Annotated in this window: 25 protein-coding genes and 1 tRNA gene; 7 read left to right on the forward strand and 19 right to left on the reverse strand. The window is 58.8% G+C overall.

The annotated features are described in order from the left end of the window. Positions 1–168 precede the first annotated feature (168 nt). A complete protein-coding gene (gene ffh / locus T9A_RS10010) occupies positions 169–1,584 on the reverse strand; it encodes a signal recognition particle protein (RefSeq protein ID WP_035247840.1) in 1,416 nt (471 codons plus the stop codon). Positions 1,585–1,790: 206 nt separating this feature from the next. On the opposite strand from ffh, the gene T9A_RS10015 reads away from it, so the two are divergent. Both T9A_RS10015 and T9A_RS10020 read left to right on the forward strand, forming a co-directional pair. Then, positions 1,791–2,591 (forward strand): cytochrome C assembly family protein, encoded by an 801-nt coding sequence (locus tag T9A_RS10015; RefSeq protein ID WP_035247844.1) that lies wholly within the window; start codon positions 1,791–1,793, stop codon positions 2,589–2,591. A 373-nt stretch (positions 2,592–2,964) separates the two neighbouring features. Beyond that, positions 2,965–4,227, forward strand: a complete 1,263-nt coding sequence (locus tag T9A_RS10020) for an HlyC/CorC family transporter (RefSeq protein WP_052042785.1) — start codon at positions 2,965–2,967, stop codon at positions 4,225–4,227. A 151-nt stretch (positions 4,228–4,378) separates the two neighbouring features. Here the strand turns inward: T9A_RS10020 and rssA are convergent, their stop codons facing one another. From rssA to T9A_RS10040, 4 genes are read right to left on the reverse strand one after another with little or no spacing between them, the layout of a single operon-like run. Further along, positions 4,379–5,305, reverse strand: coding sequence for a patatin-like phospholipase RssA (rssA, locus tag T9A_RS10025; RefSeq protein WP_232222071.1), 927 nt, complete (start codon positions 5,303–5,305; stop codon positions 4,379–4,381). Continuing rightward, the gene (locus T9A_RS10030; protein WP_035247849.1) at positions 5,302–5,508 is read right to left on the reverse strand and encodes a DUF1289 domain-containing protein; all 207 of its coding nucleotides are present in this window, start codon (positions 5,506–5,508) and stop codon (positions 5,302–5,304) included. The genes rssA and T9A_RS10030 overlap by 4 nt, the downstream gene beginning before the upstream one ends. After that, entirely contained in the window at positions 5,505–6,041 is a 537-nt protein-coding gene (locus T9A_RS10035; protein WP_035247851.1) for a gamma carbonic anhydrase family protein, read from the reverse strand. Before T9A_RS10035 ends, T9A_RS10030 begins: the two co-directional genes overlap by 4 nt. An 18-nt stretch (positions 6,042–6,059) precedes the next feature. After that, positions 6,060–6,635, reverse strand: coding sequence for a CoA pyrophosphatase (locus tag T9A_RS10040; RefSeq protein WP_035247978.1), 576 nt, complete (start codon positions 6,633–6,635; stop codon positions 6,060–6,062). 171 nt (positions 6,636–6,806) lie between these two features. On the opposite strand from T9A_RS10040, the gene T9A_RS10045 reads away from it, so the two are divergent. Next, the gene (locus tag T9A_RS10045) at positions 6,807–7,370 is read left to right on the forward strand and encodes an NUDIX hydrolase (RefSeq protein ID WP_035247854.1); all 564 of its coding nucleotides are present in this window, start codon (positions 6,807–6,809) and stop codon (positions 7,368–7,370) included. 205 nt (positions 7,371–7,575) lie between these two features. Here T9A_RS10045 and T9A_RS10050 read toward each other — a convergent pair whose 3' ends face one another. From T9A_RS10050 to purL, 4 genes are all read right to left on the reverse strand, one after another. Then, entirely contained in the window at positions 7,576–7,908 is a 333-nt protein-coding gene (locus T9A_RS10050) for a YqfO family protein (RefSeq protein WP_035247856.1), read from the reverse strand. 178 nt (positions 7,909–8,086) lie between these two features. Beyond that, positions 8,087–8,785, reverse strand: coding sequence for a PaaI family thioesterase (locus tag T9A_RS10055; RefSeq protein WP_035247858.1), 699 nt, complete (start codon positions 8,783–8,785; stop codon positions 8,087–8,089). 2 nt (positions 8,786–8,787) lie between these two features. Beyond that, complete coding sequence (locus tag T9A_RS10060; protein ID WP_035247860.1) at positions 8,788–9,453, reverse strand: PaaI family thioesterase; 666 nt, start codon at positions 9,451–9,453, stop codon at positions 8,788–8,790. A 191-nt stretch (positions 9,454–9,644) separates the two neighbouring features. Further along, positions 9,645–13,520: a phosphoribosylformylglycinamidine synthase gene (gene purL, locus T9A_RS10065; protein WP_035247862.1), complete on the reverse strand. Its 3,876-nt coding sequence runs from the start codon at positions 13,518–13,520 to the stop codon at positions 9,645–9,647. Between the two features lie 537 nt (positions 13,521–14,057). Here purL and mltF point away from each other — a divergent pair. Beyond that, entirely contained in the window at positions 14,058–15,461 is a 1,404-nt protein-coding gene (gene mltF / locus T9A_RS10070; RefSeq protein ID WP_035247864.1) for a membrane-bound lytic murein transglycosylase MltF, read from the forward strand. Positions 15,462–15,617: 156 nt separating this feature from the next. On the opposite strand, the gene T9A_RS10075 is transcribed toward mltF, so the two are convergent. The 4 genes from T9A_RS10075 to T9A_RS10090 form a co-directional block, all read right to left on the reverse strand. Beyond that, a complete protein-coding gene (locus tag T9A_RS10075; protein ID WP_035247866.1) occupies positions 15,618–16,463 on the reverse strand; it encodes a DUF72 domain-containing protein in 846 nt (281 codons plus the stop codon). After that, entirely contained in the window at positions 16,460–16,939 is a 480-nt protein-coding gene (locus tag T9A_RS10080) for a DUF6942 family protein (RefSeq protein ID WP_035247868.1), read from the reverse strand. The genes T9A_RS10075 and T9A_RS10080 overlap by 4 nt, the downstream gene beginning before the upstream one ends. A 114-nt stretch (positions 16,940–17,053) precedes the next feature. Then, positions 17,054–17,130: transfer RNA gene (locus T9A_RS10085), tRNA-Val, on the reverse strand. A gap of 88 nt (positions 17,131–17,218) precedes the next feature. Continuing rightward, a complete protein-coding gene (locus tag T9A_RS10090; protein WP_035247869.1) occupies positions 17,219–17,914 on the reverse strand; it encodes a GntR family transcriptional regulator in 696 nt (231 codons plus the stop codon). Positions 17,915–18,218: 304 nt separating this feature from the next. On the opposite strand from T9A_RS10090, the gene T9A_RS10095 reads away from it, so the two are divergent. Then, on the forward strand, positions 18,219–18,764 hold the full coding sequence (locus tag T9A_RS10095) for an HD domain-containing protein (RefSeq protein ID WP_035247870.1): 546 nt from the start codon (positions 18,219–18,221) through the stop codon (positions 18,762–18,764). A gap of 408 nt (positions 18,765–19,172) precedes the next feature. On the opposite strand, the gene T9A_RS10100 is transcribed toward T9A_RS10095, so the two are convergent. From T9A_RS10100 to dapA, 6 genes are all read right to left on the reverse strand, one after another. Beyond that, on the reverse strand, positions 19,173–19,679 hold the full coding sequence (locus T9A_RS10100; RefSeq protein WP_035247872.1) for a hypothetical protein: 507 nt from the start codon (positions 19,677–19,679) through the stop codon (positions 19,173–19,175). A 153-nt stretch (positions 19,680–19,832) separates the two neighbouring features. Beyond that, complete coding sequence (locus tag T9A_RS10105) at positions 19,833–20,066, reverse strand: DUF6726 family protein (protein WP_035247875.1); 234 nt, start codon at positions 20,064–20,066, stop codon at positions 19,833–19,835. 56 nt (positions 20,067–20,122) lie between these two features. After that, the gene (purC, locus tag T9A_RS10110; RefSeq protein ID WP_035247878.1) at positions 20,123–20,839 is read right to left on the reverse strand and encodes a phosphoribosylaminoimidazolesuccinocarboxamide synthase; all 717 of its coding nucleotides are present in this window, start codon (positions 20,837–20,839) and stop codon (positions 20,123–20,125) included. A gap of 25 nt (positions 20,840–20,864) precedes the next feature. Continuing rightward, positions 20,865–21,638 carry an MBL fold metallo-hydrolase gene (locus T9A_RS10115; RefSeq protein ID WP_035247881.1) on the reverse strand — a complete coding sequence of 258 codons (774 nt, stop codon included), beginning with the start codon at positions 21,636–21,638 and terminating at the stop codon, positions 20,865–20,867. Between the two features lie 5 nt (positions 21,639–21,643). Next, the gene (gene bamC / locus T9A_RS10120) at positions 21,644–22,258 is read right to left on the reverse strand and encodes an NlpB/DapX family lipoprotein (RefSeq protein WP_035247884.1); all 615 of its coding nucleotides are present in this window, start codon (positions 22,256–22,258) and stop codon (positions 21,644–21,646) included. Further along, positions 22,255–23,139 carry a 4-hydroxy-tetrahydrodipicolinate synthase gene (dapA, locus tag T9A_RS10125; protein ID WP_035247887.1) on the reverse strand — a complete coding sequence of 295 codons (885 nt, stop codon included), beginning with the start codon at positions 23,137–23,139 and terminating at the stop codon, positions 22,255–22,257. Before dapA ends, bamC begins: the two co-directional genes overlap by 4 nt. A 184-nt stretch (positions 23,140–23,323) precedes the next feature. Here dapA and T9A_RS10130 point away from each other — a divergent pair, with 184 nt between their 5' ends. Then, a complete protein-coding gene (locus tag T9A_RS10130; RefSeq protein WP_035247889.1) occupies positions 23,324–23,851 on the forward strand; it encodes a glycine cleavage system transcriptional repressor in 528 nt (175 codons plus the stop codon). Positions 23,852–23,903: 52 nt separating this feature from the next. Further along, positions 23,904–24,380, forward strand: a complete 477-nt coding sequence (gene bcp, locus T9A_RS10135; RefSeq protein WP_035247891.1) for a thioredoxin-dependent thiol peroxidase — start codon at positions 23,904–23,906, stop codon at positions 24,378–24,380. Positions 24,381–24,440: the final 60 nt, after the last annotated feature.

The raw sequence follows: 24,440 nt of genomic DNA on the forward strand, positions 1-24,440 counted from the left end.
CTGGGCTTGCCGGGCTAACAGGCTCACCCAGGCTCGCATTCGCGGCTCAAGCGCCGCTCCTACAGGTGCTTCGCAGGAAATATGGCGGTTGAGGAGGCTTGTTGCCCGCCGCTTCTCTCTGTATAATTCGCGCCCTTCGCGGCCTTCCCTGTGTCAGGGTGCCGCTTTTTACATAGGCGGCATACCGCCCGGGCCGCCCATACCCCCCATGCCGCCAGGGCCACCGGGGCCACCATTGCCGCCCATCATCCCTTCCATGCCACGCATCATGTTCTTCATGCCACCCTTGGTGCGCATCTTCTTCATCATCTTGGCCATCATCTTCTGCTGCTTCATCAGACGATTCAGGGCCGGGATATCCAGGCCGGCACCCGCGGCGATGCGTTTCTTGCGCGAGCCCTTGATGAGATCCGGGTTACGCCGCTCTTTCGGGGTCATGGAGTCAATCAGCGCCTCCATGTGCTTCATCTGCTTCATGGACGCCGGGTCCTGAGCGGCCTGCATCATGCCGCCCATGCCGGGCAACTTGTCGAGCAGGCCGGCCATGCCGCCCATATTGCGCATCTGCTGGAACTGGTCCTTAAGATCCTCGAAGTCCATCGCCTTGCCTTTCTTGAACTTCTTGGCAATTTTCTCGGCTTTGGTCTTGTCCAGCTTGCGCTCGGCCTCTTCCACCAGGGAGAGCACGTCGCCCATGCCCAAAATGCGGCTGGCGATACGATCCGGGTGGAAGGGCTCCAGCGCATCGGTCTTCTCGCCCATGCCGATGAACTTGATCGGCTTGCCGGTGAGGTGGCGAACCGACAGGGCGGCACCACCACGGGAATCACCGTCTGCTTTGGTGAGGATCACACCAGTCAGCGGCAGCGCTTCATTAAAAGCCTGGGCGGTATTGGCAGCATCCTGACCGGTCATGGCGTCAACCACGAACAGGGTTTCCACCGGGTTGATCGCCCCGTGCAGGCGCTTGATCTCGCCCATCATGTCTTCATCAATGTGCAGACGACCGGCGGTATCGACGATCAGCACATCCATGTAGCGGCGGCGCGCTTCTTCCAGGGCACCGTTGGCGATATCCACCGGGTCCTGGTCGCCGGTGGAGGGGAAGAAGTTGGTCTCCACCTCACCGGCCAGGGTTTTCAGCTGCTCAATCGCCGCCGGGCGATACACGTCGGCGGAGACCACCATGACCTTCTTCTTTTCCCGCTCCTGCAGGAAACGGGCGAGCTTGGCCACGGAGGTGGTCTTACCGGCACCCTGCAAACCCGCCATCAGAATGATGGCCGGGGGCTTGGTAGCCAGATTCAGGCCGTCGTTGGCGTCGCCCATGGTATGGACAAGCTCGTCGTTGACGATCTTCACGAACGCCTGGCCGGGGTTCAGGCTCTTCAGGACTTCCTGGCCCAGGGCCTTTTCCTTCACCTGTTCGACAAACTCTTTCACTACCGGCAGGGCCACATCGGCCTCCAGCAGTGCCTTGCGCACTTCGCGCAGGGTGTCGCGGATATTGTCTTCGGTCAGGGCACCCTGACCTGCCAGGCTTTTAAGCGACGATCCCAACCGGTCGGTGAGATTCTCGAACATGGGGTTACCTCCAAATACACCGTGTCTGCGGCCAGCTTCAGCCGCCGCAGGGACAGGGGCGCGATTATAGCCTTCCTTGGCGGCCAACGTCATGGGGCAGACACCCACAGAAAATGAGAATGATTGTTGATAGTGCAGATATGCCTATGCCAGACTTCAGCAGCCCGCCACTTTATTCGGGTAATGACGACGGATAACAACGACCTATGAACCTTTCCGTGATCAGTGGTTTTGCCGCCTTTGCCCTGTATCTGGTTGCTTGCCTGATCCTTTACCGGCAGTACCGCGGACAACAGCGCCCGTCGCGGGCCTCCGTGCTGATACCCGGGAGTCTGGCTGTGCTGGCCCATGGCCTCTGCCTGTGGCAGATCATTCTCACTTCCCATGGGCTGCAACTGGGCGTGTTCCCGGTGGCGTCCACGGTGGCCTTTACCGGCGCTATCGTGGTGTTGCTTTCCAGCCTCTACCGTCCTTTCGAATGGATTTCTGCGCTGGTCTATCCCTTTGCGGCACTGACCATTCCCGCCATGCTCTGGGTCAATACCGGCTATATTGCTCATCCGCTGGCCCATGGCTTGGGCATGCATGTGTTGTTCTCGATCCTTGCCTACGCGGTGCTGGCCATCGCCGCCTGCCAGGCCGTGCTGCTGTGGGTACAGGACCGCCAGCTGAAAAGTGGCCATATTCGAGGCGTGATGCGGGTTTTTCCACCCATTCAGGTAATGGAATCCATGCTGTTCGAAGCGATCTGGCTGGGTCAGATACTGCTCACCGTGGCGATCCTCAGCGGCTTCCTCTATGTGGACAACCTGTTCGCGCAAAATTTGGCGCACAAAAGCGTCCTCACGCTGGTGTCCTGGGTGGTGTTCTCGGTATTGCTGACCGGCCGCTATCTGCGTGGCTGGCGGGGACGCACCGCCATTCGCTTTACCCTAAGTGGTTTTGCCGTGTTACTGGTGGCTTTCTTCGGCAGTCAGTTGGTGCTGGAATTTATTCTCAAGCGGTGAGGCAGTAACACGCTGCAACGCGGGCTGGGCCGTGCTAATCGGATAGCACCCTGCCCGCGTTTTTTGTAGGAGGAAGCTTGCAGGCGAACCAGCAAAGGCCCGTAGGAGCGTCGCTCGCGGCGCGATTCGGTCGTTTATTGTGGCAACGCATTGCTGGGAAACCTGTCGAGCTCTGATATTCCTGATCGCCCTGCGGGCGATTTCCGCGCAAGCGCGGTTCGCACCTCAAGAGGTACGGCTTCGTAGAAATGGCGGGCGAGGTTGGTGATATTCCCCACTCTTTCCTGCCCCAACAAGCGCAGCTCGTTGCTTGACACCCCCAACCCCCAGCCCGAACAATAGCGGGCCGACTGGCGGATAAACGACTTTTCCTTTGGATACCTATTCTGACGGGTGGCTGATAGGCGCCCTGATTGCCCTGATTCTTGGCTCTGCCTTCTTTTCCAGCAGTGAAACCGGCATGGTGGCGATCAACCGCTATCGTCTGCGCCACTTGGCCCGTCAGGGCCACAAGGCCGCCTCCCGGGTGGAGGGTCTGCTCAAGCGGACTGACCGACTGCTGTCCGTCATCCTGATCGGCAACAATTTCGTCAACAACTTCGCCGCCACCGTGGCCGCCATTCTGGCGATCCGCTGGCTCGGCGACAGCGGTGCCGCCGTGGCGCCGGTGGTAATCACCATCATCATGCTGGTGTTTGCCGAAATCACCCCGAAGACCTATGCGGCCATGAAACCGGAACGGGTCGCCTTCCCGGCCAGTGTGCTGCTGAAACCCTTGCAGGTCCTGCTCGCACCCCTGGTGTGGATGGTCAACGGTGTCAGCATGATGTTGTTGCGGCTGGGCGGAATTCGTCCCAACGATCAGGACGACGATCACCTGAGTCCGGAAGAGCTGCGCACAGTCGTCAACGAGGCCGGCGGCCTGATCCCGGAAAACCACCAGAAGATGCTGCTCAACATCCTCGATCTGGAAACGGTGACCGTGGAAGACATCATGGTGCCCCGTAACGAAATGGTGGGCATTGATCTCGAGGATGACATGCATGAAATCCTCACCACTCTGCGTTCCAGCCAGCACACTCGCCTGCCAGTATTCAACGGCGACCCGAACAACATGATCGGCCTGCTGCACCTGCGCAAACTGAGCCGTTTGCTGCTCAAGGAAGACATCAACAAGGCGGAGCTGATGCAGCACACGGTGGAGCCCTACTTTGTCCCAGAGGGCACCTCCTTGCACCAGCAACTGATCAACTTCCAGAATGCCAAACGCCGCATCGGCATCGTGGTGGACGAATACGGCGATGTGCTGGGACTGGTGACACTAGAGGACATTCTCGAAGAGATCGTCGGTGAATTCACCACCGACCTGGCCGCCAGCAGTCAGGACATTCATCCCCAGGAAGACGACAGCTATGTCATCGACGGTTCCGCCACCCTGCGCGAAATCAACCGCAGCCTGGACTGGGAACTGCCTACCGACGGCCCCAAAACCCTCAACGGCCTGATCCTGGAATACCTGCAAGACATCCCCGACGCCAATATCTCGATAAAGATCGATCAATACCAGATCGAGATCCTGCAGGTGAAAGACAATATGGTGAAAGCGGTGAAGGCCAGGAGAGCAGTGAACAGTTAACAGTGAATAGTTAACAGTTCGCGTGTAACGCTTTCGGTTTTCGAACGTAAGAGGCCGCGTCCAGAGCATGGGCGCGGCCTCTTACGTTCTAGAATAATAACGCCTCAACCGCGCCACTGTTAACTATTCACTGTTCACTGTTAACTGCCTTTCAAACCCTATCCGCCACCGGTGATCCCACCCAGGCGAGGATATCGGATTCATAGCGTTTAACCAGTGAGCGCCCTTCTTCGATGGCCTCTTTGGCGCGGTGAAAATCCATCAGGGCGAAATCTTCCAGCATGGGCACCAGAGTCACCTCCGGCGGGTCGCCTGCCATGCGGGAACGCGTGATGCGGTCCTGCATGATGTTGATGCTGGATGCCACCACATCGAAAAAGCCCGGATCGTCACCATCTTCGGAAATGAAGTAACCCATCATCTTGTGCCAGATACTGCGCTCTTCGTCGCTGCCCTCTTCTCCCTGGGCCTGACTGCGAGTGTCACGGGACAGGTGGGCGCCGACCAGTTGGGCGTTGAGGTTAACGGCGATGACCACATCGGCCCCCATGGCGCGGGCTGCAGACACCGGCACCGGGTTGACCAGCCCCCCGTCCAGCATCCAGCGACCCTGCATCTTCACCGGCGAAAACAGGCCCGGCAATGCACAGGAGGCGCGAGCAGCATCCAGCATGGTGCCTTTGGTAATCCAGACTTCACGGCCACTTTTCATATCTGTGGCCACGGTAACCAGTTTCTTTTCCAGGGTTTCAATATCCGGATTTTCATGATGTTCGCGGAAGAAATTGAACAACTTCTCCCCCTTCACCATGCCCCCGGACAGGCTGATATCCAGCAAGCCGAACACATCCTTGACCGTCAGCGACTGCACCCAGTCGGCAAACTCGTTGAGGGTGTCTGTCACGTAGGCCCCGCCCACCAAGGCACCGATGGAGGTACCCGCAACCACCTGCGGCTGCACACCGATTTCTTCCAGCCCCTGAATGATGCCAATGTGCGCCCAGCCGCGGGCAGAGCCACTGCCAAGGGCCAGACCGACCACGGGTTTGTGAGGGGCCTGATCACCGATATCGGTCATGATGGATTTTTCTCCTTGCGGACCACACAGGGCGCCGGTTCGCCCTTCATGCGTTGTTCAATACGACGGAACACTTCCCGCTTTTCCTCATCGGAAAGCAGTCCCCAGATGGAAATCTCTCCGCCGCTACGGAAACACCCCACGCAGATATCATTTTCATCCAGGGCGCAGATGGAAACGCAGGGGGAAATCAACTGGCTCATGACTGAAACCGTTCGTCCACTTCCAGATGCTCAGCGAATTCCTTGGCGTGGGCCACATAGTGCATGCTGCTCATGGTCAGCATGGCCTTGTGGCCATCGGTGATTTCCTTGACCACCTTGGCCGGGGAGCCCATCACCAGGGAATTGTCGGGAATCTTCATACCTTCCGGCACCAGGGAGTTGGCACCGATGATACAATTCTTGCCCACCACCGCCTTGTTCAGAACCACCGCGTTAATACCGATCAGGCTGTTATCGCCAATGGTGCAACCGTGCAGCATGACCTTGTGGCCCACGGTCACATCACGGCCAATTTTCATGGGCACGCCCGGGTCCACATGCAGGACGGAGCCGTCCTGAATATTGGTGTTTTCGCCAATCTCGATCACATCATTGTCGGCGCGCAGTACCGCGTTGAACCAGATGCTGGTGTTGGCTTCCATGATCACCGAGCCGATCACGGTGGCATTGTCAGCGATCCAGTGGCCGGCACCCCGTTGTTCCAGTTGCCGACTGCCAATTTTATAAATCATCAGTGCTTTCCTTCGTTGTCAGTCCGTCACTTCAAACTCGATGTTCGCATCATAAACATGGTTGATCAGATCCAGAATCATGAAGGCGGTCAGCCCCCAGATGCGCTTGTCTTCGTAGTAATAACTGGGAATGCGGAAACGCCGGCCAAAAAAATCGATGGGGCTGGATAATTCCGGGACTTCATCCAGGAAAAACTGTAGCGGCACCTGGAAAATCGTCTCGATTTCACCGGGCTCCGCCACCAGCGGCGCCTCGGGCCGGACGATACCCACGAAGGGCGTTACCTTCATGCCATAGCGGGATGCCAGCGGCGATAGCTGGCCGAGCACGTCCACGTAGCCAGGATCCAGGCCCACCTCTTCCTGGCTCTCGCGCAGGGCGGTCATCAACAAGCTTTTGTCCCCCGGGTCCCGCTTGCCCCCGGGAAACGCCACCTCACCGGCATGGGTAGGCATGGTGCTGGAGCGCACAGTCAGGATCAGGCGCGGCTCCGGATCATCAATCAGCGGCATCAGCACCGCCGCCTCTGGCAGTGCCAGCGGCAGCTCCGTGCGTTTGTAGTCCGGCAATCGCTGCCTGAGCTGATCGAGCACAGCCTTCTCCTGTAGTGCATTCAACAGTGCATTCAATTCAAACGGTAGTTTGAACAGCCGGGCCGTCGGCGGCAAGCCTGTGATGACAGTAACATCATCACCGGGCAGATGGGGCCGCCGGAGATTCTCCTGTATCATCAGGTTTTTGCCGTGTCCGGAGCGAGAGGTTTCATGAAATTCTGCAGTCACTGCGGTAGCGACCAGATCGGTTTCAGCATTCCGGAAGGAGACAACCGGCCCCGCTACTGGTGCCCCGATTGCCAGACCATCCACTACCAGAACCCCAAGATCGTGGTCGGCGCAGTTCCCATGTGGGAAGGCAAGGTGCTGCTGTGCAAGCGCTCCATCGAACCGCGCAAGGGTTACTGGACCCTGCCCGCCGGCTATATGGAAAACGGTGAAACCCTGCAGGAAGGCGCCGCCCGGGAAACCTGGGAAGAAGCCTGTGCCACGGTGGACATCACCGATCTGTACACGGTATTCAACCTACCCCATATCAACCAGGTTTATGTGTTCTTTCTCGGCAGGGTGGAGGACGGCAAGTACGGCGTGGGCGAGGAAAGCAGCGATGCGGGCCTGTTCGGCCTGGATGAAATCCCCTGGGATGAACTGGCCTTCCCGGTAGTGGGCCGAACCCTCAAGTTCTATATCGATGATCTCAAGCGTGATGAGTACCCGGTACGCATTCAGGAAGTACCGCCGATAGGGAAGAAGCACCTGACCAAGGACGCATAATGCTTCTGTAGGAGCCATGCTCGCATGGCGAACCGCGAGCCTCAGCGAGGAGGAAGGCGATACAGCTTGCCGCTGTCCGCCTGTCCGCACTGAAGAGGCTATAGCGTCCGAGCATTCCTGATCCCCAGCGGGCGGTTTCCTCGCTACGCTCGGTTCGCCATGCAAGCATAGCTCCTACGGGTGCCTTCGAGGCTCCCTCGCCAGGTCAGCCCGGCAACGGCTCCAGCCGCCACAGGTCAATGGCGGGCTCTTCGTAGGGATGCGCCAACCGCAGAGAGCTGATCACGGTCTGCACCCGCAATGCCGGGCAGATTGTCTCCACCCGATACTCTTCCACCACTTCCACGTCGCCGCCGGTCTCACCGATATAAGGGTTACTGCCCTCCAAGGGACGGAACTGTCCCTGCCCCAGAGTCTGGAAGCAGCAGCAATCATAATCGCCGATATGCCCGGCACCGGCTTCAAAGATAGCGTTCTTTACCTGCTCCACATGGCTGGTGGGCACGTAAAAGCACAGTTTGTAATACAGCTCGTCCATGGGGCTGGCCTCCTTGTTATTGTCGCTCGCGGTTCAGTAAAGCGGTTTTTTACCACAGAGGGCACAGAGTTCACTGAGAAAAGGCTTGCCTCTGTCATTAGCGATTTTTTTGTAGGAGGCTGCTTGCAGGCGAACCGGGTTGGCAGATCAAGGCCGATGTTCGCTTGCGAGCAAGCTCCTACAGGTGGTCTGCCAACTCGGCAAACTCCGGCTTCAGAGCGTAATCGCCGTGGGCAGAAATCCAGATGCCTTCGGCGGCGACGGTCTGTTGGCCATTGACCCAGACGCTACCTTCGCAACGCAGCTTACGTCGCTCCAGAGTGACCAGCCGGGCCTCGAACTCCACCGGCGTATTGATGGGTGTACCGGCCAGATAGCGAATATTGAGGGTACCGGTCATGCCGATCTGGCGCACGAAATCCTGCGTTTTCGCCATCAGCATATCCAACGCCAGAGACAGGACACCACCATGTACCCGCCCCGGCGGCCCCTGAAAGGCCAGGCCGAAGGTGGCGCGGCCACGGACCCGATCCCCGTCCAGCCACAACTCCAGCGGGGGTGACATGGCGGAGGCCTTGCCGGTGAGGATTTCGAAATCCACCAGATCGGTCACATCATCGGCGGAGCCTTCCCCCGCCAGCAGCCGCTGAAGAATGCCGTTATAGTCCCGCTGGCCATACTGGGCCAGATCTGCACGCAGCTGACGGATGTGTTCGATGTACTCGTGCAGTTTGTCGTCCGGGGCATCCAGGCGCAGCACCTGCTCGGTCAGCCCGACCAGTTCCTGGCCCAGCTCCCGGTGCAGCTGAGCGCGAGGTGAAGGCGTCGGGGTTTCCCCCACAAGAATGTCACGGAAGTGATAGCGCTGGTCACTCATGGTTACCCCAGACTCTTCGGTGTCAGCCAGATGCCTTCCGCACTGACCGTCTGAGTATCGCCGTGCCAGATGCCGCCTTCCACAAAGATCTTGCGCCCTTCCTGGCCGGTAATACGGGCCCGGCAGTGGATGGTGTCTTCGATGGGAGTGGCTGCCAGATAACGAATATTCAGGGTACCGGTGACGCCCAACCGGAAGGCCGCATGCAAGGCCCGGGACAGCGCCGCGTCCAGCAGCCAGGCGATCACGCCGCCGTGCACCCGCCCCGGTGGTCCCTGGTATTGCAGCCCCAGGCGCAGCGCCCCTTCAATGCCGTTCTGGTCTTCCTGCAGCCACTCCACCTGGGGGGCAATGGGATTGGACGGTCCACCCACCGGGTCGTAATCCATCATGTGGAAGATATCCTCGGCGGTGGCCGAGCCGGTGAACAGCTTGCGATTGGCCGCCCGGGTATCACGACGATCCGGCTCCCCCACCGTTGCCACCAGCGCTTCCAGCTGATCGGCCCAGCCACTCAGAGTATCAATATCCCCCTCGGCCCGGATCAACCGCTCCGCCAGGGTCTGCATGGCCGCACTGATACGCCGACGCTCAACAAAATCCGCAGGCACAGGTTCGTTGTTGTAGGCCTTTTGCAACTCGAAAGGGCCGAAGGTTTTATTAGACATAAATGTCTCAGTTGACAGTTGATAGTGGACAGTTGACAGCGAAAAGCTTTCAAACAATCGTTTGATTCTGAGGGTAGGATCAGGACAGCTCAAGGCCCGAACAGGACATAAAAAAGGCGGACATGGCCACGCCATTTCCGCCTTTTTCAGTTTCCAGCTGTCAACTGTCCACTATCAACTGTCAATTGCTCTTAACCGACCCACTTCCGCGCATTGGCAAACATCCGCAGCCAGGGGCCGTTTTCATGGCCGCGCCAGTCGTCCGGGATCCAGCTGTTCTGCAGTACCCGGAACACCCGCTCCGGATGCGGCATCATGATGGTGACGCGGCCGTCGGTGGTGGTGAAACCGGTAACGCCCTGGGGCGAGCCGTTGGGGTTCGCCGGATACTGTTCCGCCGGATTGCCCTGACCATTTACATAGCGCAGGGCCACCAGACGCTGCTCGATGTTGCGATTCAGGGCTTCATCCCCCAGTTCCACACGGCCTTCGCCGTGGGCCACGGCGATAGGGATACGGGTACCGGCCATGTCCTTGAGCAGGATGGAGGGGGAATCCTGGATTTCCACCAGGGAAGTCCGCGCCTCAAACTGCTCGGACAGGTTGCGCACGAAGCGCGGCCAGTGCTCGGCACCGGGGATCAGGTCCTTCAGGTGGGACAGCATCTGACAGCCGTTACACACGCCCAGCGCAAAGGTGTCTTCGCGGAAGAAGAAGCGATTGAAGGCTTCGCGCAGCTCCGGGTTGTAGAGCACCGTCTTGGCCCAGCCTCCGCCAGCACCCAGCACATCCCCGTAGGAGAAACCGCCACAGGCCACCAGGCCCTTGAAGTCATCCAGTTGCACTCGCCCTGCCAACAGGTCGCTCATGTGAACGTCGATGGCAGAGAAACCCACCCGGTCGAACGCTGCCGCCATTTCGGTCTGGCCATTAACGCCCTGCTCGCGCAGGATCGCCATCTTCGGCTTGGCTCCACTATTGATATAGGGCGCCGCCGGGTTCTCGGTCATGTCGAAGGTCAGGCGCACATTCAGGCCCGGATTGTTGTTGTCCGGGATGGCCTCGAATTCCTGGCGGGCACAATCCGGGTTATCGCGCAGGGACTGGATCTGGTAGCTGGTTTCCGCCCAGATACGCTGTAGTTCACGGCGCGGGGTTTCCAGCAGAATACCGCCACCCAGACGCAGGCGAATCACATCGTCACCGTCCGGCTGGCCCAGGCTGTAAACACACTGGCTGAGGCCAGCTTTAGCGTAGCGAGCCAGGATTTCGTCCTTGTCAGCCGGGCTGATCTGCAGCACGGCACCCAGTTCCTCGGCAAACAGCGCCGCCACTGCTTCCGGATTGTCACCGGCAATATGATCCAGGCTGATATCCAGGCCGGTGCGACCGGCAAAGGCCATTTCCACCAAGGTGGTAAACAGGCCACCGTCGGAGCGATCGTGGTAGGCCAGCAGCTTGCGCTCGGCCAGCAGTTGCTGGGTCACCTCGAAGAAGGCGATCAGGTCCTTGGCGTCGTCCAGGTCCGGCGGCACATCGCCGACCTTGCCAAACACCTGGGCCAGGGCGGAGCCCGCCATACGATTCCGACCACGACCCAGGTCCACCAGCAGCAGTTCGCTGTCCACGCCGGTTTTCAGTTCCGGGGTAACGGTCAGGTCGATATCGGTGACCGTGGAAAACGCGGAGATAACCAGAGACAGCGGGGCAGTGACGCTCTTGTCGATACCCTTTTCATTCCACACGGTGCGCATGGAAAGGGAATCCTTGCCCACCGGGATGGCGATACCCAGTTGCGGACACAGTTCCATGCCCACGGTTTTCACGGTATCGAACAGGGCCTGATCCTCGCCCGGGTGGCCGGCGGCGGCCATCCAGTTGGCGGACAGACGAATCTGCCCCAGATCACCGATATGGGCGCTGGCAATATTGGTGATGGATTCGGCCACGGCCATACGGCCGGATGCTGCCGCGTCCACCAGAGCCACCGGGGTACGCTCGCCCATGGCCATGGCTTCGCCGGTGTTCTGGTTAAAGCCGGTAGCGGTCACCGCACAATCGGCTACCGGCACCTGCCAGGGGCCAACCATCTGGTCACGATGAACCAGACCGGTGATGGAACGGTCACCAATGGTGATCAGGAAACTTTTTGATGCCACCGTGGGCAGACGCAGCACCCGCTCGCCGGCTTCTTTCAGATCAATGCCGTCAGTGGTGAACGTCTGCCGCTGGAAATCTTCCCGGTCGAAACTACGCTGCATTTTCGGCGGCTTGCCGAACAGCAAATCCATGGGCAGATCCACCGGCGCCTTGCCGAAGTGCTCGTCACTGACCGTCAGATGTTCTTCACTGGTGGCTTCACCCAGCACCGCATAGGGAGTGCGCTCGCGCTGGCAGATGGCATCGAAGCGATCCACGTCTTCCGGCATCACCGCCAGTACATAGCGCTCCTGAGCTTCGTTACACCAGATCTCCACCGGGCTCATACCGGGCTCGGAGCTGGGAATCTCACGCAGTTCCAGCCTGGCACCCATGTCGTGGTCGTGGACCAGTTCCGGCAAGGCATTGGACAAGCCCCCCGCGCCCACATCGTGGATGGACACAATGGGGTTGTTATCACCCTGGGCCCAGCAGCGGTCGATGACCTCCTGCACCCGGCGTTCGATTTCCGGGTTGTCCCGTTGCACGGAGGCAAAATCCAGGGTCTCGTCGGACTCGCCGGAGGCCATGGAGCTTGCCGCCCCACCGCCCAGACCAATAAGCATGGCCGGACCGCCCAGCACGATGATCTTGGCACCGGCAGGGATCGGGTTCTTTTCTACATGGCCGTCACGAATATTGCCCAGGCCACCGGCAATCATGATCGGCTTGTGATAACCACGCAGTTCATCGCCATTCACACCCGGCGCCTGGATTTCCAGGGTCCGGAAGTAACCGCACAGGTTAGGACGACCAAATTCGTTATTGAACGCCGCCGCGCCAATGGGGCCTTCGATCATGATATCCAGTGCCGACGCAATACGACCGGGCTTGCCGTAGGGCTTTTCCCAGGGCTGCTCGAAACCGGGGATATTCAGGTTGGACACGGAGAAACCGTTCAGGCCGGCCTTGGGCTTGGAACCACGGCCGGTGGCGCCCTCATCACGGATCTCGCCGCCGGAGCCGGTGGCCGCACCCGGATGGGGAGCAATAGCGGTGGGATGGTTGTGGGTTTCCACCTTCATTAGCAGGTGCACCGGTTCGTTGACGAACTGGTACTCTTCACTACCGGCGACGGGGAAGAACCGGTCAGCCACGGGTCCGGCTACCACCGAGGAGTTGTCCTTGTAGGCACTCAACACGCCCTCGGGGGCATTGTGGTAGGTGTTGCGGATCATGCCGAACAGGCTGAGTTCCTGATCTTCACCATCAATGGTCCAGTCCGCATTGAAAATCTTGTGGCGACAATGCTCTGAGTTCGCCTGGGCGAACATCATCAGCTCTGCATCGGACGGATTACGCCCCAGAGCCATGAAACGCTCCACCAGGTAATCAATTTCGTCATCAGCCAGGGCCAGGCCCAGTTCGCTGTTGGCCGTTTCCAGCGCGTCGCGGCCACCACCGATCACATCCACCGTGGTCAGCTCGCGGGGGGCGTGATGAGAGAACAGGGCCTCGGCGTCTTCCAGCTCTGCCAGCACCACTTCCACCATGCGATCGTGCAGGGCTGACGCCAGAGCGGATCGCTCCCCTGCACCGGCGAGCCGGTATTCGATGCCCCGCTCCACCCGCTCTACCTGAGTCAGGCCGGCGTTGTGGCAGATATCCGTGGCCTTGGACGACCAGGGCGAAATGGTGCCCGGGCGCGGCACCACCACAAAGCGCTGCCCATCCACGTCGTCCTCTTCCAGGCTGGGGCCGTATTGCAACAGCCCTTCCAGCACCTGTTGCTGCTCATTGCTGAGGGGCGACTTGAGCGCCACAAAATGCACGTAACGGGCAGAGATCGCAGAAATGCCCGTCAGGGACTCCAGCAGTTTTTCCTTACGAAATGCGGACAGGGCCGGGCTTCCGGAGAGGATCAGCATAGTGCGCCTTATATGATTACCAGTGGGGGTCGAGGTGGTGCTTAACCTAAATCCGTGACTTCATCGTGGATGCATGGCCTAAGAATTTGTTGTCACAGGGAATTTTCTGAAGAAGTATCGCATCAGGGAATGCGATCGACTGAAGAAAATTGTCTGTGGCGGCAAAGGCTTATGTCAGGCGCCGCGATGAAGTCTCGGTTTAGGTTTAATTCAGGGTCGCAATGATACGGGATTTGCCCGCCGCTCGCAGCCTCCTGCGACGGCCAATTTCATCCTTGTCAGCCCTGTCCTACGACGTGGGTTAATCACCTACGCCACGCGCCTTATAAGCAATTTAATGCTCTCTTCCGGACTTGTCGCATTTGTGCATAAAACGCTCAATTGTTCGACAAAGCTTTACATAACAGCCATTTGCCACTGATAGAGTTGCGCCACTTTTACGTGATATAGATCACAGGCAGGGGATGAAACAATCCCTAACCGGTCGGCGGTAGCAGTATCGACCTGTCTGGACAACCTGACAGAGGTACACCAAGGATGACGGTTTTCTTTCGACACAGTAAGCATCTACTCGCCTCGCTGGCACTGTTCAGCGTACTGGGCATGATGCTCGCCATGCGCCCCACTCCCACCGCCATGGAACGGGTAATGACCCGCGGTGAGCTGGTGGTCATGACCCGTCCATCCAATACCACCTACTATCAGGACCAGCACGGTTACACCGGCATGGAATACGAGCTGGCCAAGGGCTTTGCCGACAGCCTGGGCGTCGAGCTGCGCATGCTGGAATCCGACGATCCTTCCTATATCCGTTATGCCATTCGTAAAGGCACTGCCGATATGGCAGCGGCCGGCCTGGTGGCCACCGCAGAACGCAGCGAGAGCCTGCACTTCACCACCGACTATCAGAAAGTGGATTCCCTGGTGGTGCGCCGTCTGGACACCCCGCGCATCCGTGGTATGGAAGACCTGACAGGCAAGCGGGTAGCTGTGGCCGCCGGCTCCAGCCACGCGGAACTGCTGGTAAAGGCGCAGCTGGAAAATCCGGGCCTGGAATTCCAGGAAGTGGAAGAAGCCAGCCCGGAACAGCTGCTGGCTCTGGTGGAAGACGGCCAGGTGGATTACACCCTGATCCATTCCAACAACTATTCCCTGCAGCGTGCCCTGTGGCCCGAGCTAATCGCCGATTACACCGCCGCCACTGACATGCCGCTGGCTTGGGCGTTCAACCCCAAGGATGACCAGAGCCTGTACCTGGCTGCCCAGCGCTACCTGACTCAGGCCAAGGCCAACGGCACTACCGCCAAGCTGGAAGACCGTTTCTACGGCCATGTGGAACAGTTCAACCTGTATGCAGCACGCAGCTTCATACGTCACCTGGAAGATCGTCTGCCCCGCTATGAGGAACTGTTCCGCAAGGCGGAAGGCAACAGCGGCTTTGACTGGCGCCTGCTGGCTGCCCTGGCCTACCAGGAATCCTTGTGGGATCCGGGTGCCATCTCCCCCACCGGGGTGAAGGGTCTGATGATGCTCACCAACGACACCGCTCGCCAGATGGGTATCAGTGATCGCACCGACCCGGCCCAGAGCATCCTGGCTGGCGCCGACTACCTGCGCCACACCCACGATCGCATCCCGGCGCGGATCCCCGAGCCGAGCCGCACCTGGATGGCGCTGGCCGCCTACAACGTGGGCTTCGGTCACCTGGAAGACGCCCGCGTGCTGACCCAGAGCCAGGGTGGCAACCCGGACAACTGGCAGGATGTGAAACAACGTCTGCCCATGCTGGCCAACCCGGCCTACGCCGGCCAGCTGCGCTACGGCAATGCCCGCGGCGGCCAGGCAGTGATCTACGTCCGCCACATCCGCCGCTACTACGACCTGCTGGTGTGGGCAGAAAACAGCCGTCGTCGTGACGACACCCTGATCGCGTTGAATTAAGCGCTTTTTCGTTCGCGCCTCAAGCGGCGCTCCTACAGGTGCTTCGTTGAAACTGTAGGAGCGTACTTGCACGCGAACGGTTCGCTGCAAGCAACCTCCTACTCCATCCTCCGGAGTCAAACACCGGATTTCCCACAGCGCACAGCACAACGACGTTTAGAACAAACCCGGCTGGGCCTGCATCGTATCGATGGGCAGATCAGGCAGCCCCTCCACTCGAACCTGCAATAACTCATGCCACAGCAATGCCAGTGACAAGGCATCGCCATTGTCCGGCATGTGAATAAACAGGTAAGGACGCTCCCCCGCCGTTATCCAGTTCGCTACCCGCTCCACCCAAGGCGCCAGATACGACCGGTTGGCCTGCAGGTCCGGATGCCCCACATAACGCACCACCGGCGCCGCCTCCACCGGCAGCACATGCACCGGCAGCCGGGGCTTCTTGCGTTGGGCTTCCCGGGTGGCCGCATCGTTGGCGCTGGCGGCAAACAACGCCCGGCTGTCAAAGCAGACCCGCGCTATATGGCGCTCACGCAGGCCGCGATTGAGGGCCACTTCAGCTTCCCCCTTGGCGAAGAAATCCGGGTGACGCACCTCCACCGTGCATTCAAACGGTGCCGGTAGCGCCTCCACAAAACGCCACAAGTCCCCCAGCCGTTCCGGTCCGAAGGCAGCAGGAAGCTGCAGCAACATGGGCCCGAGCACATCCGCCAGTGGCGCCAGCAGATCCAGAAACCCTCTCGCCTCCCCACCCACACCCTTCAACAGGCCATCGTGAGTGATCTGTCGGGGAAACTTGAACAGGAACCGGAAATCCTCCGGCACCTGGGCCCGCCATTGTTCACATTGCCTGTATGACGGCATGGCGTAGAAGGTGGTATTACCCTCGACACTATTGAACACCCGGCTATAACGACTCAGAGGACTGCCGCCGGCAGGCAGACGGCCATTCCAGTCCGGGTGCTGCCATTGCGGGCATCCGAGAAAATATGGCTGCCTCATGAACGAGCCCCGCTATAGAAACCCTGCTCCTCAAGGGAAAGACGCAACTGCGCCACCAACGCATTACTGAGCTGGCGATAATCCGGATAAGGGGTCAACAACAAGCGACGCTCTGCGTCTACGAAAACACCGGGAGCACGATCCAGCGGCCGGGCCCTGTGCGGTAACCCGGCAAACCGCAGTAGATTCTCCTTGCCGCCGATCCAGTGCCAGCATTCACCGTTCGCCAGTGCCGGCGCAAAGCAGAGTGCGCTTTTCTGGAACAGGGACGTATCCCGGTAATGCCGCCATTCCTGCGCCACCGGACAAGCCACCTTGGCAAGCAAGTTCACGATCTTGCGCCAGTGATTGGAGTTCGCCGCCACCAATTCGGCAGCGTCAGGATATTGCTGTAACTGTTCAAGGCCGTTCGGCCGGTGAGGCAGATACAGAATCAGTGTTGGGCGGGCAGCCCCAAGATAGTCGGCGTCAGGCATCCCAACGTTCTCGTCGGCTCCAGGGTGTCGGTATTCTACAGGGCGGCGTGAAAAAGGGGCTAAACGAAAAAAGGGTTTGCCACATCGCTGCGACAAACCCTTTTTCCTGAATCTTGGTAGAACCGGGCGGATTCGAACCGCCGACCTCCGCCATGTCAAGGCGGCGCTCTAACCAACTGAGCTACGGTTCTATGGCAACCTCCAGGGCAATGTTCTGTGCCATGTACCTGAAGAGGGTGGCAATTCTATGCAGCTTGGCCGCGCAGGGCAAGGGTCAATTTATTTGCGGCGGCGAGATCCCCAGGCGGTTTCGATCTGGCGGGCGCGGGTGATGGATTCCTCCACCAGCTCCGACTGGTGCTCGGCGAACTCCCGGATGATTTCCAGCGCCGAGCGAACATCCCGGCGGAAGATGGTTTCCACCAGGGCCTTGAAGAACGACAGGCATTCCTTCACTTCGTCGGCTTCCAGGTGCAGGGCCATGAAATAGGCCCGCTGCATGGCCGGCTGCATGTTGATAAGGATGTCTTCCACGAACACATTGCGGGCAAACGGGTAGGCATGCTCAAGGAACTGGAAACTGAGCACAAAGAAAGCATCCAGATCCCGTTCTTCCGCCGCCACCTGCAGACCATGAACCAGCTCGATAAAAGCATCCAGATCCTCTTCTCGCACCACCTTGATGGCCTTGCGGATCACCAACCCCAGCAACACCTGCATCACCTCATAGAGGCTGCGCACATGGGCTTCGGACATTTCCTTCACCACCGCCCCGCGGCGCGGCAGGATATCGATCAGTTGGCGACGCTGCAGGATCAGAAGGGCCTCGCGGACGGAGCCACGGCTCACATCCAGCTCGCCGGCCACACGCAGCTCCTGGATACGATCACCGGCCAGCATGTCACCATGGATAATCTGCTTTGCCAAGTGCTGGGCAATCTGCTCGGAAAGGCTTTCTTTGGCTTTGAAGCTCACGGGTACTCCTTAGAGGGATCTCTTGCAGCGTTCAACAGCATGCTCTGTTTCCGCACCGCAATCGCCGCCGGTACAGCTACAGCCCCATTGCTTGTTGAACAATCCCAAAATTCTTGTCTGACTATAGAACAAGGGTGCCCGAGCTCCAATAGCGGGAAACCAATTGCCTACAATCACCAGCAACAAGATGTGTCCACGCTCGCAATTTTTCCCTACTCCTCTGGATTTCAGCGGTATTACTGGCCACTATGAAAGAGAAAGGCTGCCTCCGGGCACAACAATAAAGAATCACCAGGTACACAGGATGTCCCCAGACCTGATTACGCAATTACCCCGTGTGGACTCACTCTTTGATCAGTACACGGAACGCTTCGGAAAGCAGCAGACTCCTTACCGCAACCATGTCTACCGTCTTGTCAATCTGGTGGCCGCACAGAAGACACTGGACGACCAGGAACAGGAAGCCCTGGAAGTTGCCGCTTTCTTCCACGATGCCGGCATTTGGCTGGCCGGGACGTTCGATTATCTACAGCCCTCTGCCCGCCTGGCGGAACATTATCTGGAAGAGCAGAAACTGGGTCACCACCGTGCCATGGTGCGCGCCATGATCCTGAATCATCATAAGATCAGCCGCTATCACGACGACCCGACAAACCTGGCCGAAGTGTTTCGACGCGCAGACTGGATCGATGTGAGTCTGGGCCTGATGCGCTTCGGCGTCCCCATGACCCGGGTTCGGCTGATCAAACGGGCCTTCCCCAACGTGGGTTTTCATCGCCTGCTACTCAAGCTCAGCGGCCAGCAATTGCTCAGCCAACCCTGGCGACCCCTTCCCATGCTGAGGCGCTGAGCAGCGGTGTCTTGTTTGCCGCATACGCGGCAATGTGAATGCGCGACAAGCGCCATGTCAACACGGTTTGCCGCCACTGTGTTGAGCAAAAAAGTTACTCACAACATCTGTGGATAACTTTGTGCATAGACTGTCAGGAACTTCCGCCAGCGCCGATTTTTCCTACCCTTTCCCCAGAATGATGAAAAAATGGCCGTTTTGTTAAAGCCTTTAGAAACAGCAACTTATCAATCACTCACCGCAAATCAACAAGTTAGACAAGAACATTCACTCAAGGCCTGAAAAACGGTTAAACGCTGTGCAAAACTCTTGCCCTGAATCGGAGCAAACAGAAAAATGCAAGCGCCCGCGCGGCTTTATTGAGCCATCACAGCCACTTGCAAAGGGAAACGCAGGAAGGTTTGAGGATCAGCGCCGCAGACTGAAGCTGATACCCAGCACGACGACCGGCTCTACATCCAGGTCGTTATTGTCACGCTCTTCTTCGGTGTCGCAGCGAAACGCCACTTCGTATTCGTCACAATCCAAAGCTTCAATGGCTCCTACCGCCGCACTGACGGTCCAGCGAGAATAGGGTTTGACCCACTGGTGGCCCAGTTCCACTCCGACACCGAGGCGCTCATAGTGGCTCTCGCCACCCAGGTCCCCCGCCATCAGGCCGGTGTAGAAACCGTTCTCGGACATCAGGCCGCGCTCCATCTTATGGCGCCAGCCCGCCACCCAGCGAGGCTCATCAGTGTCCAAACCACCAGAATCCAGGTATACGGACGGCATGGCGTAGAAACTGTTGTGTTCGGTGGCCCACTCCAAGTTCAACCCGGCGAGACCATTGAGGTAGCCCAGGCCGATAAGCAGGTCATCTGCCACAGCCGGCACAGGCATGAGCATGAGGAAGGATAGTAGCCAGCGGTGCATGGCGAACTCCGGTTATTGTTGTTATTGAGCCAGGGCTGTTTACGCCTGGTCAGGCCGCAAGCGGGCCAGGGAGACTGTATTTTTCACAACCCCCCCGCGGATTACAAGCACGCAAACCCCAGGCCCGTCGTTCGCGGGGGCCTGGGGCCAGTATTACAGCGGAATTTTGTCGATGCTGTCAGCGGTGGAATCGATGGCCCCATCCACTTTTTCCAGCGCTTCATCCGCGGCGTTGCCGGCTACCGGAATAATCGACAGCACGGCGCCCACCACGGAGCCAGCGGCACCCACCAGTCGCATGGGAGTCGTTGCCAGTTTAGTGAGGAAACAGCCGCTCAGGGTGGCTGCCAGCAGGCCCACCGCCGCCAGACGCATTACCGATTTCATAGTTGCTCCTTATTATTCTTCAGGGTGTTGTTCGAACGTGTACGAGACGCCGTGAATCAGTATTGAAACTGCATCCCCAATCGACGCCCCACTTCTTCATAGGCTTCCACCACGCCACCAAGGCCTTGGCGGAAACGATCCTTGTCCAGCTTTTCGCGGGTGTTCTTATCCCACAGCCGGCAACCGTCGGGGCTGAATTCATCGCCCAGCAGCACTTCACCATTAAACACGCCGAATTCCAGTTTGTAATCCACCAGCAACATGCCACCGTCCAGGAACAGCTGCTTAAGCACCTCGTTAACCTGGAAAGTCAGGGTTTTCATCTGTGCCACCTGCTCATCGGTGGCCCAGCCGAAACTGCGGATATGGAAGTCGTTGACCATGGGGTCACCCAGATCATCATTCTTGAGAAAGAATTCGAACGTGGGCGGAGTTAGTTCCAGACCTTCTTCCACACCCAGGCGGCGGCAGATAGAGCCGGCGGCAATGTTACGCACCACGCACTCCACCGGAATCATTTCCAGCTTTTTCACCAGCGATTCCACCGGCGACAGCATCTGCTCGAAGTGACAGGGAATGCCCGCCGCCTTGAGCTTTTCCATGATGGCAGCATTGAACTGATTGTTCACCGCTCCCTTACGCGCCAGCGCCTCTTTCTTCTTGCCGTCAAAGGCCGAGGTGTCGTCGCGGAACAGCATGATCAGTTTGTCCGCGTCATCGGTGGTGTACACAGACTTGGCTTTGCCGGCATACAACTCGTCGCGTTTTTCCATGGAAAGGCCTTTACTCGGGTCAGTATTAATGTACTTGCAGCCAGCCAAACCCTTCCGTCTGACTGGCAACGCCAATTCGTTCACGCCCGCGGGTCACTACCCGCTCAATGGCATCCAGTGCATGCCGGGACGTGTTGTTCTGTTCACTCAGGTGCGACAACACCAGATGCTGCAGGCGATCCACATTGGCCTGGCGCAGCAGCGCTGCAGCCTGATCATTGCTCAGATGCCCCAACATACCACCGACGCGCCGTTTCAACGACGGCGGATAGGGACCGTGGACCAGCATCTGCGCGTCATGATTGCATTCCAGCACCAGCGCATCACAATCCTGATAGGCCTCTACCACATGGGGAGTAATGGCCCCCAGATCAGTGAGCACGCCCAGGGTACGTCCCTGCCAGGTAAAGCGGTACTGGCAGGGCTCGCGGGCATCATGGGGCACCAGGACCGGAAGAATCTGCAACGCCCCTACAGTAAAGGCACGCCCCGGCCGTACTTCCTGCCAGTTTGCACCGCTGAGACTGGTGCGTTTGCCCTGCACCGCGCTGGCGGTGCCAAAGGAACTGTAGACCGGGCAACCGGTCTTGCGGCCCAGCGCCCCGGCACTGCGGATATGGTCGCCGTGCTCATGGGTTACCAGAATGGCACTGAGCTGATCCGCAGCCAGCCCCAATCTTGCCAGTCGCTGCTCGGTTTCCTTGACGGTAAACCCGCAGTCGATCAACACCAGGGTGTCGTCCGCTTCCACCAGGGTGGCGTTACCCTTACTGCCACTGCCCAGTGATGCCAGCTTCATGATACTTAATTCAGTTCTTCAAAAATGCGTTCAAGAATGGCCTGGCCCGGGGTCTTTTCCACCAGCGCGGTGCCTTCTTCATTCAATACCGCCACCTGAATACCATTGGTGGTATGACTCAGCTTCAATTGCGCGGTCTTGGCACCCAGGGTATAGCGCTCAGGCACCTTCAGGTAATAAATACCCACTTCACGGTCCCGGTCGCTGATCTTCAGGTCGGTGTTACCCAGGGCGTCACCCACATACTCCCAGGCCCAGGCAAAGCGGGTGGACATCATGATAATCGGGTAGCCGTTACCATCACGGGCCAGAATCGCCTTCGAGGACGCATCCTTGGGGGCGGGTTGCTGTGACTCGTCCTCATCAGCGCCACCCAGAACCACCAGCTGTGGCGGTTTGGGCACCTCAAAGCGCTTCTCATCTTCACCACGGCCCACCAGACGCTCTTCCTGACGCGGGACCGCATAAAGCGGCTGCTCGCCGATGAATACGCCGTCTTCAGGAACCTGGATAGGCTCCAGCATTTGCGCATTGCGATAATTCAGGCTGCTGTCCGGCAACCAGCTACAGCCGGATGCTGCGGATACCACCAGGGCGAGCGTTAACGCCGCTTTCTTCATTTAACCTCCAGCAGGCCGCATTGACGCATGGTCTCACGCAATCGCGGCTGGGCCGCTTCTGACAGCGACACCAACGGCAGGCGGATACCAAGGTCAATCAGGCCCATTTCATACAGTGCCCATTTCACCGGGATCGGACTGGCTTCAATAAACAGATCACGGTGCAGGGGCTCAAGTTCCGCATTTAATGTACGGGCCTTATCCGCGTCGCCTGCCAGGGCCGCTTCACACATAGCCGCCATCTTGGCCGGGGCCACATTGGCGGTCACCGAGATATCGCCATGACCGCCCGCCAGGATGAAATCCATGGCGGTCGCGTCATCGCCGGAATAGAGCATAAAATCGTCACCGCAACGCTCGCGAATTTCACGGGCCCGCTCCAGGTTACCGGTGGCTTCCTTGATGCCAATGATATTGGGCACCTTGCTCAGCCGCTCCACGGTTTCCGGCAACAGATCACAGGCCGTACGGCCCGGCACATTGTAGAGAATCTGCGGAATATCCACTGCCCGGGCCACCGCCAGATAATGCTGGTAGAGGCCTTCCTGGGGCGGCTTGTTGTAGTAAGGAGTTACCAACAGGCAGGCATCGGCGCCGTCACGCTTGGCGTCACGGGTCAGACGAATGGCTTCTTCGGTGTTGTTGGCCCCGGTACCGGCGATCACCGGGATGCGGCCCTTGGCCGCGGCCACCACCTCACGAATTACACTGTCGTGCTCTTCAAAACCCAGGGTGGCGGATTCGCCCGTGGTGCCCACCGCCACAATAGCGTGGGTGCCCTGCTCCACATGCCAGTCCACCAGGGCGCGCAAACGCTCCCAGTCCACTGCTCCGTCTGCGCGCATGGGGGTTACCAGCGCTACAATGCTGCCACGGATCATGCCTGTCTCCTGTTTTACGCCAATGGGGCGCAATCGCGATTATTCCGGTGCACCGGACCGAAGGGCGCTATGGTAAACCTCGAAAACGCTGGACGCCAGATGCCTGACTCCTGCACCCGTGCAGAAAAAACCTGCAACCTCTAAACTCTCACCAAACAAGACGACAATGCCTGCGGAGCGCATCATGGAACAACTCATCGTTATCTCGGCCCTGGGTTCAGACCGCCCGGGCATCGTGGAGTCCCTTTCCCGGGCAGTACTGGAACACAACGGCAACATCCTCGACTCTCGCATGACCGTGCTGGGCGGCGAGTTTGCCGTACTGATGCTGGTGTCCGGCAGTGACGCCACCCTGGACCGACTGGAAGCGGAGCGGGACAACCTGGCCAGCGAACTGGACCTGCTGATCACCCTGAAACGTACCCGCCCACGTGATCTGCAGGCCCGAGCCCTGCCCTACGAGGTGGAAGTGGTCGCCATGGACAATCCGGGCATCGTCCATGAAATTGCCAATTTCTTTTCCCGGCGCAGCATCAACATCGATGATCTGCATACCGGCACCTATGCCGCTCCCCACACCGGCACCCGCATGTTCAGCCTTCACCTGGTGCTGAGCATGAACGCGGAACAATCAGTGGCCGAATTACGCGAGGCCTTCCTGGACTTCTGCGAGGCGCGCAATCTGGACGCCACCATGACACCGAAACGCTAAGCACCGCCGCACGGTAAAACCATCAACAGCATGAAAGAGAAACGGACTCGATATGGCACATCCCAAGATTGGTAATCTGGCACCCAACTTCAAACTGCCCGATCAGGACGGCAATCCGGTTGAACTGAAATCCTTCAAGGGCAAGAACCCGGTGGTGATTTTCTTCTACCCCAGAGCGCTCACCCCGGGTTGTACCACCCAGGCCTGCGGCATTCGCGATACCAGGGCTGAGCTGGAAAAACGTGGCGTGGTCGTGTTTGGCATCAGCCCGGACCCGGTTGCCCGTTTGCCCAAGTTTATCGACAAGCATGATCTGAACTTCACCCTATTGTCCGATGAGGACCACGCCACCGCGGAGAAATATGGTTGCTGGGGAATGAAGAAGTTCATGGGCAAGGAATTCATGGGGCTCATCCGTACTACCTTTATCGTCGGCAAGGACGGCAAGCTGCTGAAGGTAATGGACAAGTTCAAAACCAAGAGCCATCACCAGGATCTGCTGGCAGAGCTGGACGAACTGGGAATCTAGGGAGCCTCTGCATAACAAGGGGCGCAACCGCGCCCTGATCCTCACCCGCTTTAACGGACA

This window comes from Alcanivorax jadensis T9 (genome assembly GCF_000756655.1).
Classification (GTDB): Bacteria; Pseudomonadota; Gammaproteobacteria; order Pseudomonadales; family Alcanivoracaceae; genus Alcanivorax; species Alcanivorax jadensis.

Coding starts and splice junctions, on each gene's coding strand:
- T9A_RS10100 (WP_035247872.1), bottom strand. CDS start 19,679: ATGCACCGCTGGCTACTATCCTTCCTCATGCTCATGCCTGTGCCGGCT.
- T9A_RS10075 (WP_035247866.1), bottom strand. CDS start 16,463: ATGAGGCAGCCATATTTTCTCGGATGCCCGCAATGGCAGCACCCGGAC.
- ffh (WP_035247840.1), bottom strand. CDS start 1,584: ATGTTCGAGAATCTCACCGACCGGTTGGGATCGTCGCTTAAAAGCCTG.
- T9A_RS10080 (WP_035247868.1), bottom strand. CDS start 16,939: ATGCCTGACGCCGACTATCTTGGGGCTGCCCGCCCAACACTGATTCTG.
- T9A_RS10050 (WP_035247856.1), bottom strand. CDS start 7,908: ATGGACGAGCTGTATTACAAACTGTGCTTTTACGTGCCCACCAGCCAT.
- T9A_RS10045 (WP_035247854.1), top strand. CDS start 6,807: ATGAAATTCTGCAGTCACTGCGGTAGCGACCAGATCGGTTTCAGCATT.
- T9A_RS10055 (WP_035247858.1), bottom strand. CDS start 8,785: ATGAGTGACCAGCGCTATCACTTCCGTGACATTCTTGTGGGGGAAACC.
- T9A_RS10105 (WP_035247875.1), bottom strand. CDS start 20,066: ATGAAATCGGTAATGCGTCTGGCGGCGGTGGGCCTGCTGGCAGCCACC.
- T9A_RS10130 (WP_035247889.1), top strand. CDS start 23,324: ATGGAACAACTCATCGTTATCTCGGCCCTGGGTTCAGACCGCCCGGGC.
- rssA (WP_232222071.1), bottom strand. CDS start 5,305: ATGACCGATATCGGTGATCAGGCCCCTCACAAACCCGTGGTCGGTCTG.
- bcp (WP_035247891.1), top strand. CDS start 23,904: ATGGCACATCCCAAGATTGGTAATCTGGCACCCAACTTCAAACTGCCC.
- T9A_RS10015 (WP_035247844.1), top strand. CDS start 1,791: ATGAACCTTTCCGTGATCAGTGGTTTTGCCGCCTTTGCCCTGTATCTG.
- bamC (WP_035247884.1), bottom strand. CDS start 22,258: ATGAAGAAAGCGGCGTTAACGCTCGCCCTGGTGGTATCCGCAGCATCC.
- mltF (WP_035247864.1), top strand. CDS start 14,058: ATGACGGTTTTCTTTCGACACAGTAAGCATCTACTCGCCTCGCTGGCA.
- purC (WP_035247878.1), bottom strand. CDS start 20,839: ATGGAAAAACGCGACGAGTTGTATGCCGGCAAAGCCAAGTCTGTGTAC.
- T9A_RS10060 (WP_035247860.1), bottom strand. CDS start 9,453: ATGTCTAATAAAACCTTCGGCCCTTTCGAGTTGCAAAAGGCCTACAAC.
- purL (WP_035247862.1), bottom strand. CDS start 13,520: ATGCTGATCCTCTCCGGAAGCCCGGCCCTGTCCGCATTTCGTAAGGAA.
- dapA (WP_035247887.1), bottom strand. CDS start 23,139: ATGATCCGTGGCAGCATTGTAGCGCTGGTAACCCCCATGCGCGCAGAC.
- T9A_RS10115 (WP_035247881.1), bottom strand. CDS start 21,638: ATGAAGCTGGCATCACTGGGCAGTGGCAGTAAGGGTAACGCCACCCTG.
- T9A_RS10030 (WP_035247849.1), bottom strand. CDS start 5,508: ATGAGCCAGTTGATTTCCCCCTGCGTTTCCATCTGCGCCCTGGATGAA.
- T9A_RS10095 (WP_035247870.1), top strand. CDS start 18,219: ATGTCCCCAGACCTGATTACGCAATTACCCCGTGTGGACTCACTCTTT.
- T9A_RS10035 (WP_035247851.1), bottom strand. CDS start 6,041: ATGATTTATAAAATTGGCAGTCGGCAACTGGAACAACGGGGTGCCGGC.